The organism is Pantoea dispersa, from assembly GCF_019890955.1.
GTDB lineage: Bacteria > Pseudomonadota > Gammaproteobacteria > Enterobacterales > Enterobacteriaceae > Pantoea > Pantoea dispersa.
Genome location: NZ_CP082346.1, coordinates 3,541,045 through 3,557,791, shown reverse-complemented (window position 1 = coordinate 3,557,791; position 16,747 = coordinate 3,541,045). Strand labels below are relative to the sequence as shown.

The following is a 16,747-nucleotide window of genomic DNA, read 5'->3' as shown; positions in this document are numbered from 1 at the left end:
AAGCGCCGCGCACTCCGGCTTTATTAAGAACAAAAATTAAATAGCCGCGCTAAAGCCAGGCCATTGTGCTGCCGAAAAGGTAAAAAAGTATTATCGATTTCTCTTCAGCCTGCGTTTTGCAAGGACTCACACATGCGTAATAACCAGCCCATCACCCAGCGTGAATTCGTCTTCGACGATCGCGCCACGCTGATGTCGACCACCGATCTCAACAGCCACATCACCTACGCCAACGACGCCTTTATTGAGGTCAGCGGATTCAGCCCGGAAGAGGTCAACGGCCAGCCGCACAACATGGTGCGTCATCCGGATATGCCGCCGGAAGCGTTCGCCGATATGTGGAGCACGCTGAAGCAGGGCGAACCCTGGACCGCGCTGGTCAAGAACCGGCGCAAGAATGGCGATCACTACTGGGTGCGCGCCAATGCTATTCCGGTGGTGCGCGAGGGCAAGCTGCAGGGCTATATGTCGGTACGCACCAAACCGTCGGCGGAGGAGGTCCGTCAGTGCGAGGCGCTGTACCGTGATTTTCGTGAAGGGCGTGCCAAAGGGCGTCGCTTTCATAAAGGGCTGATTGTCGGCAGCGGCTGGCGGCGACTGACCTCAGTGCTGAAAACGCTGCCGCTGCGCTGGCGCATCCGCAGTACGCTGATCGCGCTGCTGCCGTTGTCGGTGCTGAGCGTCTGGCTGCTGGGCATGGCACCGCTGGCGATCGGCTGCTTCAGCGGCGGCATGGCCGGGCTGCTGCTGCTGGCCAGCCTGTGGCTGGATCAGCAGATCTCGCGCCCGATGGAGCGCATGTGCCGTCAGGCGCTGAGCGTGGCCACCGGCGCCAGCCACAAAGTCGAGCACATCGATCGGGTGGATGAGATCGGCATGACGCAGCGCGCTATCGGCCAGCTGGGCCTGATGTTCCGCTGGCTGGTGGATGACGTCAGCGGCCAGGCGATCAACGTCCTGAGCGCCAGCGACGCCATCGCGCGCAGCAATGATGAACTGAGCCGTCGCACCGAGCAGGCGGCGGCGAACGTGCAGCAAACGGCGGCGACCATGAACGAAATGACCGCCACGGTCAAAAGCAACACGGAAACTGCCAGTGAAGTAAATACGCTGTCGGCCAGCACCAGCGCAGCGGCGATCAAAGGCGGTGAAGTGATGCAGGAGATGGTCGGCATGATGGCGGAAATTGCCGACAGCTCGAAGCGTATCGCCAACATCACCAGCGTGATTGACGGCATCGCTTTCCAGACCAATATTCTGGCGCTGAACGCGGCGGTGGAAGCGGCACGTGCCGGTGAGCAGGGTAAAGGCTTTGCGGTGGTAGCGGGCGAGGTGCGCAATCTGGCACAGCGCAGCGCCAAAGCCGCCAGCGAGATCAAAAACCTGGTGGAAACCAGCGCCGGCCGCGTGCAGTCGGGCAGCGATCACGCCGATGCGGCCGGCCACACGATGCAGGCGATTGTCGATCAGGTGCAGAATGTCACCGCCCTGATCGCGCAAATCAGCGCAGCGACGGCCGAACAATCCATCGCGCTGAGCGAAGTCAGTAGCGCGGTGGAGGATCTCGACGACATCACCCATCAGAACGCGGCGCGCGTGGCGGAAGGCGCAGAAGCCTCTGGCCGAATGGCGCATCAGGCCAACCGGCTGGTTGAAGCGATCAGCGTGTTTCGCTAAGTTTCACGACGCTTCACGTCCGGCGCGCAGCGCGCCGGGCGGTGTGCCGACAATGCGTTTGAAGGCGCGACTGAAGGCGGCCAGTGAACCGTAACCGAGGTGGAACGCCACGCTCTCCACCGCTTCGCCATCGTTAACTATGCGCTCCACCGCCAGACGCATGCGCAGTTCGGTGAGGTAGCGCAGCGGCGTCATGCCGGTGGCGTTTTGAAAGCGCGCGGCAAACACCGAGCGTGAGCTGCCGGATTCGCGCGCCAGCCGCTCCACCGTCCAGTTTTCGCCGGGCGCGCGGTGCATGGCCGCCATCGCCAGGCTGAGGCGCGGATCGCGCAGAGCCTGCACCAGCCCGCTGCCCTGGCCACAGCCATTCTCCACCCAGCCCCGCACAATTTGCGCCGCCACCACATCGGCCAGCCGCGACAAAATGCCGGCAAAGCCCGCTTTGCGCTGACGCGTTTCACGCTCCATGGCATCCAGAATCGGCTGGATTTCCGGGTATTGCGCCAGCAGTGTGCTGACCAGCATCACATCCGGCATGGTGTGCACCAGCGGCTGCATGCCGCCCAGCTCAAACGCCATGCAGGCGCTGAATAAAATCACATCGCTGTCGTCCGGGCAGGCATCCGCGTCCGGCGCATCGTTAATCGCGCACACGCTGTCACAGATGGGTTTGCTGTTAAACGTGGCGATCGGCACGCACACCGCATCTTCGCCGGAGATTAGCGCGTGCGGCTTACCGTGCGGAATCAGCAGTGCATCGCCCGCCTGCAGCGGATAGACGGTGCCGGAAGCGGAGCGAATCAGCAGCGAGCCGCGGCCAACAAAATGCAGCTGTGCCTTGCCCGGCGCGTCATCATATTGCAGGCCAAACGGCGCATGCAGCGCGATGCGCTGATATTTGACGCCGTACAGGCGCATGCCCATCAGCAGTTCGCTGGTCAAATCTTCATAGCGGCTCATACAATCCAGACGAATTATCAAAAAACAAAGTTTCTGTATCATAGATCGTCTTGCGTCGTCTCTCTATGCTTACAGCCTGATATTTTGTGATGGGGATCGCAGATGAGTCTGGATACTGAAGTAGTGGAAACAAGCATTGCGGTAGAGAAACCCGCATGGGGCGCGGTGTTCGCCATGGCGTTTGGCGTCTTCGGCCTGATCACCGCAGAATTTCTGCCGGTGAGCTTGCTGACACCGATTGCCGACTCGCTGCGCGTCAGCGAAGGGCAGGCGGGCCAGACGGTCACGGTTACCGCGCTGGTGGCGCTGCTGACCAGCCTGGTGATTGGTAACGTCACGCGCCGCCTCGACCGCCGCCTGGTGATGCTGGCGTTCACGTTGCTGCTCATCGCCTCGGCGCTACTTGTGGCGTTTGCCGAAAATCTGCCGATGATTTTACTGGCGCGCGTGCTGCTCGGCATGGCGATTGGCGGCTTCTGGACGCTGTCGACCGCCATTACCATGCGGCTGGTGCCCGCCGATCAGGTGCCGCGCGCGCTGTCGATTGTGTTCAGCGGTATTTCGCTGGCCACCATCATTGCCGCGCCGCTGGGCAGCTATCTTGGCGGGCTGATTGGCTGGCGTAATATCTTCCTGCTGACCGGTGTTTTGGGCGTGCTGGCGCTGTTCTGGCAGTTCTTCACCCTGCCGTCGATGCCGCCGGAGAACAAAGCGCGCAGCGGCGGCGTGCTGGACCTGCTGCGTCAGAGCGTGATGCGCTGGGGCATGCTGGCGGTGATCATGATGTTTACCGGCCATTTCGCCTTCTTTACCTATCTGCGTCCGTTCCTGGAAACCAGCGCGCAGCTGAGTGTGAATCAGCTGTCGCTGGTGCTGCTGGCGTTCGGCGTGGCGAACTTCTTCGGCACCTCGCTGGCCGCGTGGCTGGTGACGCGCAGCGTGTCGCTGACGCTGACCGGCATGGCGCTGGTGATGAGCGTGACGGCGGTGCTGCTGGTGAGCTTTGGCCACGTCTCCTGGCTGGTGGCGAGCGGCGTCGCGCTGTGGGGGCTGGCGTTTGGTTCAATGCCGACTGGCTGGTCAACCTGGCTGTCGCGCGCGGTGCCGGACGACGCCGAATCGGGCGGCGGTCTGCTGGTGGCCACTATTCAGCTGGCGATTACCGCCGGTGCGGCAGCCGGTGGCTGGATGTTCGATTTGCAGGGCGCGGGCGGCGTCTTCCTTGCCAGCGGCGTGCTGATGCTGCTGGCCGCCATCACCATCTTTACCCGCGTGCGGCATCACGGTTAAATCCGTTTACCGCCATCAGGCGCGCCGCGACACGCTTCAGGGTGTGTCGCGGCGCCGCTTTTGCCGCGTATGCCTGGTCTCACCAATCACAGCAATAAATCCTGCCTTTTAATCAAATTGTGGTTTTTTAACCCTTTGCGCACAGGTTGCGCTAAATGTGCTTTTTATAGTCAAAATATTCGAATGACTTAGGCAAATCTCTGCGCTTTTTTTTGATCGGTTTCCGGCCTACTATATCTCTTATCAAGGCGATGTCGCCTTATTCAACCAAACATCATTAAGGAAATGACCATGAAAACCATCAAAACTTTTGCTGCTGTTATTGCTCTCTCTGTTCTGCCATTTGCCAGCTTCGCGCAAAGCGTGACCGCTACCGCCTCTACGCTTGACGGTGCTGAAGCGCAAATCGCTGCTAAAGCACAGGAACTTGGTGCTTCCTACAAAGTGACTGAAGCCAACTTCAACAACGGCGTTCACATGACCGCAGAACTGACCCAATAAGTTTGCCTTACCCTCTGTGCTGACAGGGTGCCTTCGGGCGCCCTGGCGGCGTTGCTAACGCCATAAAATCCTGTCCCTTTTCCGCATAAATGATTATTATTCGCAAAAACTAACATCCTTATCGGCTCGCCTCGGGCTGAATTTCCTATTGGTTGCAATGTCGGGCTTTCATTTCACTGCCGCACGGCGGTGGTTTTGCTATGGAGAAGTTATGAAAGCGAATAAAACAATGCAGTGGGCGCTGCGTCCGCTACTGGTGGCCACGGCGCTGCTGTCCTGCAGCGCGCTGCAGGCGGCGGAAACGCAGCCGCTCAATCAGCCGATCGCCAAAGGTGCCTACGAACTGGCCTTCAGCAACAGCGACAACGCGCTGTTCCTCGCCACGGCGCAAAACGCCGGCAATCCGCAGGGCGGTACCGTGTACCGTCTCGATCCGCAGAATCTGGCGGTGAAACAAACCATCAGCACTGAGCTGAAGACCTTTGGTGCCGCCATCAATCAGCACACCAACGTGCTGTACTTTGGCAACACGGTTAACGGTGCGCTGACGGCAGTGGATGCCAGCAGCGGTGAGGTGATCAACACGCTGGTGCTGGATGGCCGCAAGCGCGGTGACACGGTTCGTCCGCTGCAGCCGCGTGAACTGGTCGCGGATGCGCTAACCAATCGCGTGTACATCACCGGTCTCGGTGCGCAAAGCGTGGTGTGGGTGGTGGACGGCAAAACGCTACAGCTCATCAGCACTATCCCGAATACCGGCAAAATGGGCACCGGGCTGGCACTGGATGCTGCCGCGCAGAAACTGTATGTCACCAATGCCGATGGCGAGCTGGTCACCATCAATACCCGCCTGAACGCGATTGAAAAGCGTCAGAAAATTGACGGTGATAAAGAGCACTTTTTCCTGAATATTGCGCTGGATAGCAAAGGCCACCGCGCTTTCCTCAGCGATGCGAAGCAGCCACAGGTGCTGGTGCTGGATACCCGGACACAGCAGGTGATTCAGCGTATTGAGGTACCGGAATCGCTGGCGGTGCTGTTCAATGCTGACCGTGACGAGCTGTATGTCACGCACCGTAAAGCCGGTGAGATCAGCATCATCGATGCCAGCAGCTATAAAGTGAAACGCACGGTGAAAGCGCCGGGCCTGCCGAACAGCCTGGCGCTCTCCGCCGATGGCAACACGCTGTTCGTCAGCATCAAGCAGCCGGGCTCACGCAAGGAACCGCCAAAAAACCCGGACAGCGTGTTACGCATCGCGCTGTAGGGCGTAATTATCCGAAACTCAGGGGCGACGTGTGTCGCCCTTTGCATTTCCGGCCTTGATCCCCCCTTTCCCGCCCGGCTTACGCTACCTTTAGGACGACAACACCTAAGGGGAGAGTGCAATGAGCCAGTTTTTTATGCATGAAAAAAACGATCTGGTGAACGAAGCGATCGAAGGCGTGTTACTCAGCACACCGTGGCACAACCTGACCCGTCTCGATCTGGGCGATGAGATTCGCGTGGTGGTGCGTTCGGACTGGGATAAAAGCAAAGTCGCACTGATTTCCGGTGGTGGCTCCGGCCACGAACCAGCGCACGCGGGCTTTGTCGGCAAAGGGATGCTGACCGCTGCGGTGTGCGGCGATATCTTCGCCTCGCCGAGCGTTGATGCGGTGCTGAACGCCATCGTTAACGTCACCGGTGAGGCGGGCTGTCTGCTGATTGTGAAGAATTACACCGGTGACCGCCTCAACTTTGGTCTCGCCGCGGAGAAGGCGAAAAATCTCGGTTACAAGGTGGAGCTGGTGATGGTGCAGGACGATATCGCACTGCCGGAGAACCCGCAGCCACGCGGCATTGCCGGCACCGTGCTGGTGCACAAAATCGCCGGCTTCGCTGCGGAGCACGGCCAATCGCTTGACGAGGTAAAAGCGCTGGCGCAGCGCACCATCGACGCCACGTCCTCTATCGGCCTGGCGTTTGCCACCTGTCATATTCCGGGTGAAAAGCGCGACGATCGTGTGGCAGCCGGTCACAGCGAGCTGGGGATGGGCATTCACGGTGAGCCGGGCGTGATCACGCTGGATACGCAAAACAGCCGTAAAATTACCAGCATCATGACCGATCAGCTGGCGCAGGCGCTGCCCGACGGCAAACAGGCGCTGTTGATGATCAACAATCTCGGCGGCTTTTCCCAGCTGGAGCTGGCGCTGCTCACGCGCGAAGTACTGCAGTCGCCGCTGGCGGCACGCATCACCCATTTAATTGGCCCGGCAACCCTGGTCAGCGCGCTGGATATGAAAGGGTTTTCGCTGACGCTGCTGGCGCTGGAAGAGGCGTTTTTCGAGGCGCTGCATGCGCCGGTGCAGGTGCTGGGCTGGACGCCAATGTACGACTTTGCGCCCATCAGCCTGCAGCGCGCTGAACGCATCGGCAGCGTGCTGGATTTCGATCCTTCCGATAACGCTGAAGTGGCGCAGGTGGTTGAGCGCGTGACGCAGACGCTGATCGATCTGGAGAGCGAGCTGAATGCGCTGGATGCCAAAGTCGGCGATGGCGATACCGGCTCGACCTTTGCCGCCGGCGCGAAGAAAATCCAGCGCGGCCTGCGTGAACAGCAGTTGCCGCTGGATGAGCTGCCTACGCTGCTGGCGCTGGTGGGCGAACAGCTGGCGACGGTGATGGGCGGATCGAGCGGCGTGCTGATGTCGATTCTGTTTACTTCGGCCGGACAGCAGCTGGAGGAGGGCAGCACGCTGCCGCAGGCGCTGATGCACGGGCTGAAACGGATGAAGCACTACGGCGGCGCGCAGCCGGGACATCGCACCCTGGTGGATGCGCTGCAGCCGGCACTGGAGGCGTTAGCGGCCGGAGAGTCGCTGGCTGCGGCGGCGGCGGCGGCGCAACGGGGCGCCGACGCGACGGCGCAGATGCAGAGTGCGAAGGCAGGTCGTTCGGCTTATCTCAATCAGCAGAGCCTGGATGGCGTGAAGGATCCGGGCGCGTACGCCATCGAGAGGGTGTTTGGGGTGCTGGCGGGCTGAGGATGGGGCGGATGGGTGCGGGGTTCGCCCTCACCCTAACCCTCTCCCGCAGGCGGGAGAGGGGACTGTTCTGAGCGATGTCGGAGTACAGTGCAGGTCTGCACCCGGCCCTCACCCTAATCCTCTCCCGCGGGCGGGAGAGGGGACTGTCCGGAGTGATGTCGGAGTATAGCGCGCGCTCCTGCCGCCCAGCTTTTTCCGCTTACTCCGAGGCTTCGCGCAGCATTTCGTCGTGCGGAATATCCTGCAGAATTTGCTCGAAGCTGCGCAGACGTTTATAGATCGACATCAGCGTAATCAGCGTGGACCACGAGGTGATCAGATACTGGAAGGAGGAGCGCACCTGGTCGAACACGTTGGTGATCTGGTTAAGCAGCCCCAGCGTGATGGTGCCCGCAACAATCGAGGGGAACAGCACGAACAGCCCGAACACATTGTCCACCTGCAGATAGAGAATGCGCGTGATGTTGAAATAGAGATAGTGGAAATAGAGGCGGAAATAGTTGTGACGCACGCGGCTGAACAGCTCCTGCACCGTAGGCGGCGCGGCGCGCTGCGGATCGTCCTCGCCGTACACCAGTTCTTTACGGTACGCGGCTTCCACCCGCTGATTGCGGAACTCCAGCCCCGGCAGTTTAATCCCCACCAGCGCCAGCAGCGCGGTACCAAACAGCGACCACAGCAGCGCGGCGATCACCAGCGCATAAGGGATATTGCCGAGGATCGGCACTTCTTTCACATGATGCGATAGCGTCACCAGTACCGGCAGAAACGCCACCAGCGTCATGATGGCCTGGATAAAGCTGATGCCCCAGTCCTGCAGCGTACTGGCGAAGCGCATGGTGTCTTCCTGCACACGCTGTGCGGCACCTTCTACCAGACGCAGGCGCTGCCAGTTATGCATGTAGTAGTTGTTCATCGCGGTACGCCAGCGGAACACCCAGTGGCTGACGAAAAACGAGTTCATCACGCCGATCACTACCGCGATCAGCGCAATGCCGAGAAACGCCAGCACCTGCACATAGAACTGATTGATGCTCACCGAGCCGGCTTTGGTCAGCGCCTGCTGAATCATGTCGTAAAACGGACCATACCAGGCGTTAACGCCGACGCCTACCTGCACGCCAAACCAGGTGACAAAGATAATCAGTAACGATCCCCATACCGACCAGCGCTGCCACGGATGGTTGTCGATGATGCGCCACACCAGCGCAAAGGCGCCGCCCATGATCCAGTAATAGGCATAAAACCACAGCTGGCTGGCGTGGATAAAGCGGCTGGCGTTGGTCGGCAGCGGCTGCTGCATCGCCGCCTGCAAAGCGGGAAAGCGCGCCGGAAAATCATTGAAAAAGCCAAACCAGGCAAAAATGGCAATCAGGCTCCAAATCGCGGCCGAGCTGAAAAACAGCGCCGGCCGCGGAAAATAGGACTTAAACATAGGCACTCCGCTGTTGTGTGTACTCTTTATACCGCTTCCGGCATTTATCTGTCTGTTGTCGGTTGTATCCGACGATGACAGCATCGCCGCATTTATGTAAAGCGGCAGAGTTAGTTGTTAAGTTTTTTGTGCTCATTTGTTTCGGGAAACTAAATTATTAACGGCGATGGTGTTACACTATGCCAACTGTTACCGGTAACAGTCTTGCTGTATCCCTTAAAACGCCAATAAAAATCATTACAACGCAACTACTTAACTTTCATGCCGCATTATATGCGGTAATGAGGCAATGTCATGTCAGAAGAAAAAAAGGGTCACACTCGCCGGGATTTCCTGCTGAGAACCATTACCCTGGCGCCGGCAATGGCGGTAGGCAGTACGGCGATGGGCGCACTGGTCGCGCCAATGGCCGCCGGTGCGGCAGCGTCTACAGCCGCTGCGCCGCAGCAGGCGCGCGAATATCAACCGGTGTGGTTTACCGCCGAAGAGTTTGCCTTCATCAAAGCCGCCGTGGCGCGCCTGATCCCCAACGATGAACGCGGTCCTGGCGCGCTGGAAGCCGGCGTACCGGAGTTTATCGATCGCCAGATGAATACGCCGTATGCCACCGGCAGCAACTGGTATATGCAGGGACCGTTCAATCCGGATCTGCCGAAAGAGCTCGGCTATCAGCTGCCGCTGGTGCCGCAGCAGATCTACCGTCTCGGCCTGGCCGATGCCGATGGCTGGAGCAAACAGCAGCACGGCAAGGTATTTGCTGAGCTGACGCCCACGCAGCAGGACGCGCTGCTGAGCGCCTTCGAAAACGGCAGCGCGCAATTCCCGCAGGTGCCGGCCAAAACCTTCTTCGCCTTTCTGTTGCAAAACACCCGCGAGGGCTACTTCAGCGATCCGATCCACGGCGGCAATCAGGGCATGGTGGGCTGGAAGCTGATCGGCTTCCCCGGTGCACGCGCCGACTTTATGGATTGGGTAGAGCGCGGCGAACGTTATCCGTTCCCGTCAGTTGATATTCGCGGCGAGAGGGCGTAACCGTGGCAAATGCGTTAAAAAAAGTGGATGTGGCGATCGTCGGTTTTGGCTGGGCCGGGGCGATCATGGCGAAAGAGCTGACCGAGGCCGGTCTGCATGTGGTGGCGCTGGAGCGCGGGCCGCATCGCGATACCTATCCGGATGGATCCTATCCACAGTCGATTGATGAACTGACTTATAACATCCGCAAAAAGCTGTTCCAGGATCTGTCAAAAAGCACCGTAACTATCCGTCACGATGCCTCACAAACCGCCGTACCGTATCGTCAGCTGGCGGCATTCCTGCCGGGCACCGGCACCGGCGGCGCTGGCCTGCACTGGTCGGGCGTGCACTTCCGCGTCGACCCGGTCGAGCTGAACCTGCGCAGTCACTACGAGCAGCGTTACGGCAAAAACTTTATCCCGGAAGGCATGACCATTCAGGATTTCGGCGTCAGCTATGACGAGCTGGAACCGTTCTTCGATCAGGCGGAAAAAGTGTTCGGCACCTCCGGCAGCGCCTGGTCAATCAAGGGTAAAGTGGTGGGCAAAGAGAAAGGCGGCAACCCGTATGCGCCGGATCGCTCCAGCGACTTCCCGCTGCCCGCGCAGAAGCGCACCTGGTCGGCCCAGCTGTTTGCCCAGGCGGCGGAGTCGGTGGGTTATCACCCTTACGATATGCCGTCGGCCAACACTTCCGGTCCTTACACCAATACTTACGGCGCGCAGATGGGGCCGTGTAACTTCTGCGGCTACTGCAGCGGCTACGCCTGCTACATGTACTCCAAAGCGTCGCCGAACGTTAACATTCTGCCCGCGCTGCGCCAGGAGCCGAAGTTTGAGCTGCGCAACAACGCGTATGTGCTGCGCGTCAACCTGACCGACGATAAAAAACGCGCGACCGGCGTCACCTATCTGGACGGTCAGGGACGTGAAGTAGAGCAGCCGGCGGATCTGGTGATCCTCTCCGCCTTCCAGTTCCACAACGTGCACCTGATGCTGCTATCCGGCATTGGCAAGCCGTACAACCCTATCAGCAACGAGGGTGTGGTCGGCCGTAACTTTGCCTACCAGAACATCTCCACGCTGAAGGCGCTGTTTGATAAAAACACCACCACCAATCCGTTCATCGGTGCCGGTGGCGCCGGCGTGGCGGTGGATGATTACAACGCCGATAACTTTGACCATGGCCCGTACGGCTTTGTCGGCGGTTCACCGTTCTGGGTCAACCAGGCGGGCACCAAGCCGATCTCCGGCCTGCCGACGCCAAAGGGCACGCCGAACTGGGGCAGCCAGTGGAAAGCGGCGGTGGCGGATACCTATAACCATCACGTGTCGATGGATGCGCACGGTGCGCACCAGTCGTATCGCGCTAACTACCTCGATCTCGATCCCAACTACAAAGATGCTTACGGCCAGCCGCTGCTGCGTATGACCTTTGACTGGCAGGACAACGACATCAAAATGGCGCAGTTCATGATCGGCAAGATGCGCAAAATCACCGAAGCGATGAATCCGAAGATGATCATTGGCGGCGCGAAAGGGCCGGGTGCCCATTTCGATACCACCGTGTACCAGACCACACACATGAGCGGCGGCGCCATCATGGGAGAAGATCCTAAAACCAGCGCGGTGAACCGCTATCTGCAAAGCTGGGATGTGCCGAACGTATTTGTCGCCGGCGCTTCTGCCTTCCCGCAGGGACTGGGCTACAACCCCACCGGCATGGTGGCGGCCCTGAGCTACTGGTCCGCTAAAGCGATTCGTGAACAGTATCTGAAGAACCCCGGCCCGCTGGTACAGGCATAAGGAACATGGCGATGATCAAAAGTTTAACAGCCCTGTTGCTGGGCACCCTGTCGTTCGCCGCGCTGGCGGAGGACACCGCCGCCGATGCGCTGGTGCAGCGCGGTGAGTATCTGGCGCGCGCCGGTGACTGCGTCGCCTGCCACAGCACCGCAGGCGGCAAACCGTTTGCCGGCGGCCTGCCGATGGCGACGCCGATTGGCACCATCTACTCCACCAATATCACGCCGGATAAGGCAACCGGCATTGGTGACTACAGCTATGACGACTTCCAGAAAGCGGTGCGTCATGGCGTGGCGAAAAACGGCGACACGCTCTATCCGGCGATGCCCTATCCATCTTATGCGGTGGTCAGCGATGACGACATGAAGGCGCTGTATGCCTACTTCATGCACGGCGTGGCACCGGTGGCGCAGGCTAACAAAGAGAGCGATATTCCGTGGCCGCTGTCGATGCGCTGGCCGCTGGCGATCTGGCGCGGCCTGTTTGCGCCAGATGTGAAGGCGTTTCAGCCGGCCGCGCAGGAAGATCCGGCGCTGGCGCGCGGTCGCTATCTGGTGGAAGGGCTGGGCCACTGTGGTGCCTGCCACACACCGCGCAGCTTCACCATGCAGGAGAAGGCGCTGAATAACGGCCAGGGCAATGATTATCTTGCCGGCAGCAGCGCGCCGATTGACGGCTGGACCGCCAGCAACCTGCGCGGTGACAACCGCGATGGCCTGGGGCGCTGGAGCGAAGCGGATCTGCAGCAGTTCCTGCGCTATGGCCGTAACGATCACACGGCGGCGTTTGGTGGCATGACCGAGGTGGTGCAGCACAGCCTGCAGTATCTCAGCGATGCGGATATCAGCGCGATTGCCCGTTACCTGAAATCGCTGGGTGCGAAAGATCCGTCTCAGGCGGTGTTCCGTGAGGATGACGCAGTGGCCCGGGCGCTGTGGAAAGGTGACGACAGCCAGCCGGGTGCCGGCGTGTATGTCGACAGCTGTGCGGCGTGTCATAAAACCGACGGCAGCGGCTATCAACGCTTCTACCCGGCACTGCGCGGGAATCCGGTGGTGATGGCAGAGGATCCGACGTCGCTGATTCACATCGCACTGGTCGGCGGCACGCTGCCGGGCGTGCAAGGCGCACCGACCGCGATCACCATGCCGGCGTTTGGCTGGCGTCTGAACGACAGTCAGGTGGCGGATGTGGTGAACTTTATCCGCAGCAGCTGGGGCAACGGCGTGCAGACCAAAGTCACGGCGAAACAGGTGGCGAAACTGCGCCAGGATGACAGCGTGCAGCCAAAACAGGGCAGCGCGGATATCCGGGTGCTGGAAAAGCAGTAAGTCTGTCTTAAGCATTTCCTTCAGGTCATGGCGCGGTTCATGGCCTGAAGGGTGCGAAAAATCCCACTAAAATTCATTATCTTAGATTTTCCTTTCAGACGTTTCTTGTAAGAGATTCCTTCCCCTGCGTTTAAAAATCCCTGCCGCTTATTAAGCGTTACTTTAACGATATTAACTCTGGCGAAAAGGATGACCATATGTCTGTAGGCTATTACGACCCGACCAAACCGGGGCAGGAGAACTACGTCAATTCACCTTATCAGTACTGGAAAGGGGTGATTGAGGATAAGAGCGTCAGCTATATCGAATTTGCCATTAACGGCCAGCTGTTTACCACCCAGGTTCAGGCCGATGGCAGCTGGGAGTATCAGCTGCCGCTGCGGCTGGAAGAGGGGAGCCACAATCTCACCGTGCGCTTTTTCGACCGGGCCGGCAACGCCGGGATTCCGTTCCAGACGCGGCTGGAAGTCGATCTCAGCCCGCCCGATATGCCGGCGATTATGCGCGTACTGGATGATTTTGGACCGGTGCAGGGCCCGGTTGGCAATAAAGGCTTCACCGATGATAAAACGCCAGCTATTTCCGGTTATGCCGAGCCGGACAGCATTGTCCGCCTGTACAGCAACGGCGTGCTGACTGGCAGCGTGCAGGCGGCGAAAAATGGTCAGTGGACCATTACGCCGGCACTGAGCGACGGTGAACAGCGCCTGTCCGTCACCGCCACCGACAAATTTGGTCAGGTGAGTGTCGATTCCCCGGTCTATACGCTGTTCGTCAATACGCCGCGCATCGATAAGCCGCAGCTGCTGGAAGTATTTGATAATGAAGGGGTGAATACCGGTGTGATCAAAGCCGGTAGCGCAAGCGACGATCGCAGCCCGCGCCTGAGCGGCAACGCGCCGCTGGATGCAGAAAACGTCATCATCTACGTCAACGGGGTACGCGTCGGCGTGGCACCGGTGATTGACGGGCAATGGCGCTGGGAGAGCAACGTTGATCTGCTGGGCTACGGTGAAAACACCATTACCACCCGCGCGCAAAATAACCGTGGTGAGTTGAGCCATGCGAGCGAGCCGTTTACCTATACGGTGGTGCCCACCGCGCCGGTGAAGATTGAGTATGCACTTGATAATTTTGGCCCGGCACAGGGCAAACTGGAAAACGGCGCGCTGACCGATGACTTCACCCCCACGCTCAAAGGCACGGCGGAAGCCAACAGTATCGTCTATGTGTATGCCACGCGCGAAAACGGCAGCTGGTGGCTGAAAGGCAGCACCCAGGCGGATGCCTTTGGCCACTGGCAGGTGGAAATCGCCCGACTGGATGGCGGTGCCGGCCCGTATCACTTCCAGGCCAGTAACAGCCCGACGCGCGATCCCGCTGCGCCGCTTTTCGACCTGTATGTGTCAGACAACGGCACCCGCCTGAAGCCCACCATCAACGCGGCGCACGATAATGTCGGGCCCGAGCAGGGCAAATTAATCAATGGTGCCATCACCGATGACATGGCGCCGACGCTGCAGGGCAAAGCCGAAGCCAACAGCATGGTGTATATCCATGCGCGGCATATTGATGGCCACTGGGTGGTGTTAGGCAGCGTTAAGGCCGATGCCTGGGGCAACTGGATAACGGAAGTGCGCGCGCTGCGCGGGGGATACGGCACTTATGAGTTTCAGGCTGCCAAAACCCCCGATCGCGACACCAGCGCCGAGGTGTTCAGTCTCAACATGGTGCCGGAAAAACCCGGCATCGTTTCTGCCTGGGATAATTTTGGCGCGCAGACCGGCGTGCTGCATCAGGGCGATGTCACAGATGACCTGACGCCAACGCTGAAAGGCCATGCTGCAGCAAACAGCGTGGTTTATATCTATGCCCGCCACGTGAACGGAGTATGGGTGACGCTCGGCAGCGCCGTTGCGGATGCTCATGGTCACTGGCAAAGCGAAGTGCGCGCGTTACGCGGCGGCTTTGGCAAATATGAGTTCCAGGTGTCAGACAGCCCGGTGCGTGACGCCGCCGCCGACGTTTTCGACCTGACGATAATCTCCGGCAAGACAGAGATTATTTCTGCGTGGGATGACAGCGGACCAAAGCAGGGCCAGCTGAAAAGCGGTGATATCACCGATGATATGACGCCAACCCTGAAAGGCACGTCTGCACCCAATAAGGTGGTGTACATTTTCGGCTGCCATATTGAGGGCCACTGGGTATTAATGGACTCGGTCACAGCGGATGCTACGGGTAACTGGAGCTACCAGTCTTACGATCGCTCGCCGTGGAAAGGACTGACGCAATTTCAGGTCAGTGATAGCGCCATTCGTGATGTGAATGCGCCAACCTTTCTGCTGGAGATCAATGTCGATCCGCCGAAGGTCGATCACAAGGGGTTATTGTGGAATTTCAACGACGGCACCCAGCAGGGCTGGATCGCCAGCGGTCTGTATCACAAAAATGACAACATCGCGGTTAAGCGCTGGAGCGCAGGCAATTCCTCTTATGAGTTGGGTTCCATGACCAACGGTTCAAACACCAACGGCTTCAAAGGAGAAGTGGTTTATCGCTATATTCAGGTCGAAGCGGGTAAAACCTACCAGTTCGATTTTGATGGCTACCGTATTCCTGGCGGTAGCCTGAAACCGAAAATCGGTCTGGACGTTAATGGACAGAAAGTGATTCCCAACATGGGCCTGGATGCTGCCTGGAATCATTTCAGCGGACTGTATACCGCCAGCAAAACAGAAGTGGTTCGCGTGGCGGTAACCAATGAGGTTAATAACGGTAACGGCAACGATTTCGCTATCGATAACATCGGGGTTAAAGAAATCAGCCGGGTTCGTGGACAACCTGATCTGGTGAAAGATGCTAACGGTCATCCGCGCTATATCGATTTTAAAACCGGGGTCAGTTATACCATCGACGACAGTCTGAAAATGACGCTGATTAAAGGACCGAATATCGGCGGCGAGCAAAAAACGCTGAAGCATGGCGAAATCATTGTTGGCCGTGGCGGCCAGATGAAGCTGGATTTCGACGGCGTGGCGGAGAAAGTGGTGCTGAAATCGGATTATGTGCACAGCAAAGGCAATTACATCGATTTCTATGACACGCAAGGTAAATTGCTGCACAGCTATGAGCTGAAGGCGCACCCTGGCACCCTGCGAAGCGACATTGTCGAGTACCACGCCCCGGCCGGTAAGCTGATCGGTTCAGCCGTGGTGCGCGTCAATCCGGCAGAAGTGGATTCGGTGAACAATCCGGGCGGCGTGCGCATCAGTGACGTTGAATGGGGCATGCATGACGATCATGTCGGTATCACCGCCTTTGATGTTCCTGCCGTCATCACCGTGGGCGATGAATTCGCCGTTTCCCTGAGCGATGTGCTGGCGCAGGGCAAGCAGGGCAGCACCATCGATATGACGGGTCACGGCAAAAACGTCCTGAGCGTAGCGGTTGACGATATCCTGCAGGTTGGAAGTCAGGATCTGTTCGTGAAAGACGGCAAAACCCAGCTGCTGATCAAAGGCGATGCGCAGGACGTGGTAAAACTGGATGACATCCTCGGCGACGGCGGTGACGTGGGCGATTGGGTGAAACAGCAGGGCAGCACCACGGTGGCTGGCGTGAAATATCAGGTTTACAGCCACAGCGGCGTCGATGCCGACGTGCTGATCCAGGAGGGGGTGAAAACCGAACTGGTGTAAA

11 protein-coding genes are annotated in these 16,747 nt (G+C 59.0%); 9 read left to right on the top strand and 2 right to left on the bottom strand.

Translation table 11 applies throughout. The features are described 5' to 3' along the window. The first annotated feature begins 132 nt into the window (after window positions 1-132). Window positions 133-1,677, top strand: coding sequence for a methyl-accepting chemotaxis protein (locus K7H94_RS16660; protein ID WP_222951370.1), 1,545 nt, complete (start codon window positions 133-135; stop codon window positions 1,675-1,677). Between the two features lie 3 nt (window positions 1,678-1,680). Here the strand turns inward: K7H94_RS16660 and K7H94_RS16655 are convergent, their stop codons facing one another. After that, complete coding sequence (locus K7H94_RS16655) at window positions 1,681-2,637, bottom strand: AraC family transcriptional regulator (protein ID WP_021507815.1); 957 nt, start codon at window positions 2,635-2,637, stop codon at window positions 1,681-1,683. 102 nt (window positions 2,638-2,739) lie between these two features. Here K7H94_RS16655 and K7H94_RS16650 point away from each other — a divergent pair, with 102 nt between their 5' ends. From K7H94_RS16650 to K7H94_RS16635, 4 genes are all read left to right on the top strand, one after another. Then, window positions 2,740-3,927: an MFS transporter gene (locus tag K7H94_RS16650; protein WP_222951369.1), complete on the top strand. Its 1,188-nt coding sequence runs from the start codon at window positions 2,740-2,742 to the stop codon at window positions 3,925-3,927. Between the two features lie 291 nt (window positions 3,928-4,218). After that, entirely contained in the window at window positions 4,219-4,428 is a 210-nt protein-coding gene (locus tag K7H94_RS16645) for a YdgH/BhsA/McbA family protein (protein ID WP_058757538.1), read from the top strand. A 211-nt stretch (window positions 4,429-4,639) separates the two neighbouring features. Next, window positions 4,640-5,695 (top strand): 7-bladed beta-propeller protein YncE, encoded by a 1,056-nt coding sequence (yncE, locus tag K7H94_RS16640; protein ID WP_222951368.1) that lies wholly within the window; start codon window positions 4,640-4,642, stop codon window positions 5,693-5,695. Window positions 5,696-5,816: 121 nt separating this feature from the next. After that, window positions 5,817-7,457: a dihydroxyacetone kinase subunit DhaK gene (locus K7H94_RS16635; RefSeq protein WP_222951367.1), complete on the top strand. Its 1,641-nt coding sequence runs from the start codon at window positions 5,817-5,819 to the stop codon at window positions 7,455-7,457. 202 nt (window positions 7,458-7,659) lie between these two features. On the opposite strand, the gene sbmA is transcribed toward K7H94_RS16635, so the two are convergent. Next, window positions 7,660-8,895, bottom strand: coding sequence for a peptide antibiotic transporter SbmA (gene sbmA, locus K7H94_RS16630; RefSeq protein WP_021507809.1), 1,236 nt, complete (start codon window positions 8,893-8,895; stop codon window positions 7,660-7,662). Window positions 8,896-9,189: 294 nt separating this feature from the next. Here sbmA and K7H94_RS16625 point away from each other — a divergent pair, with 294 nt between their 5' ends. From K7H94_RS16625 to K7H94_RS16610, 4 genes are all read left to right on the top strand, one after another. Next, window positions 9,190-9,927 (top strand): gluconate 2-dehydrogenase subunit 3 family protein, encoded by a 738-nt coding sequence (locus K7H94_RS16625; protein WP_136545823.1) that lies wholly within the window; start codon window positions 9,190-9,192, stop codon window positions 9,925-9,927. A gap of 2 nt (window positions 9,928-9,929) precedes the next feature. Continuing rightward, the gene (locus K7H94_RS16620; protein WP_222951366.1) at window positions 9,930-11,714 is read left to right on the top strand and encodes a GMC family oxidoreductase; all 1,785 of its coding nucleotides are present in this window, start codon (window positions 9,930-9,932) and stop codon (window positions 11,712-11,714) included. 11 nt (window positions 11,715-11,725) lie between these two features. After that, entirely contained in the window at window positions 11,726-13,045 is a 1,320-nt protein-coding gene (locus K7H94_RS16615; RefSeq protein WP_222951365.1) for a c-type cytochrome, read from the top strand. Between the two features lie 197 nt (window positions 13,046-13,242). Further along, window positions 13,243-16,746 carry an Ig-like domain-containing protein gene (locus K7H94_RS16610; RefSeq protein ID WP_222951364.1) on the top strand — a complete coding sequence of 1,168 codons (3,504 nt, stop codon included), beginning with the start codon at window positions 13,243-13,245 and terminating at the stop codon, window positions 16,744-16,746. Window position 16,747: the final 1 nt, after the last annotated feature.

What these genes read in the sequence shown, in the direction of transcription:
- K7H94_RS16655 (WP_021507815.1), bottom strand. Translation starts at nt 2,637, where the DNA reads ATGAGCCGCTATGAAGATTTGACCAGCGAACTGCTGATGGGCATGCGC.
- K7H94_RS16660 (WP_222951370.1), top strand. Translation starts at nt 133, where the DNA reads ATGCGTAATAACCAGCCCATCACCCAGCGTGAATTCGTCTTCGACGAT.
- K7H94_RS16625 (WP_136545823.1), top strand. Translation starts at nt 9,190, where the DNA reads ATGTCAGAAGAAAAAAAGGGTCACACTCGCCGGGATTTCCTGCTGAGA.
- K7H94_RS16650 (WP_222951369.1), top strand. Translation starts at nt 2,740, where the DNA reads ATGAGTCTGGATACTGAAGTAGTGGAAACAAGCATTGCGGTAGAGAAA.
- K7H94_RS16615 (WP_222951365.1), top strand. Translation starts at nt 11,726, where the DNA reads ATGATCAAAAGTTTAACAGCCCTGTTGCTGGGCACCCTGTCGTTCGCC.
- K7H94_RS16645 (WP_058757538.1), top strand. Translation starts at nt 4,219, where the DNA reads ATGAAAACCATCAAAACTTTTGCTGCTGTTATTGCTCTCTCTGTTCTG.
- sbmA (WP_021507809.1), bottom strand. Translation starts at nt 8,895, where the DNA reads ATGTTTAAGTCCTATTTTCCGCGGCCGGCGCTGTTTTTCAGCTCGGCC.
- yncE (WP_222951368.1), top strand. Translation starts at nt 4,640, where the DNA reads ATGAAAGCGAATAAAACAATGCAGTGGGCGCTGCGTCCGCTACTGGTG.
- K7H94_RS16610 (WP_222951364.1), top strand. Translation starts at nt 13,243, where the DNA reads ATGTCTGTAGGCTATTACGACCCGACCAAACCGGGGCAGGAGAACTAC.
- K7H94_RS16635 (WP_222951367.1), top strand. Translation starts at nt 5,817, where the DNA reads ATGAGCCAGTTTTTTATGCATGAAAAAAACGATCTGGTGAACGAAGCG.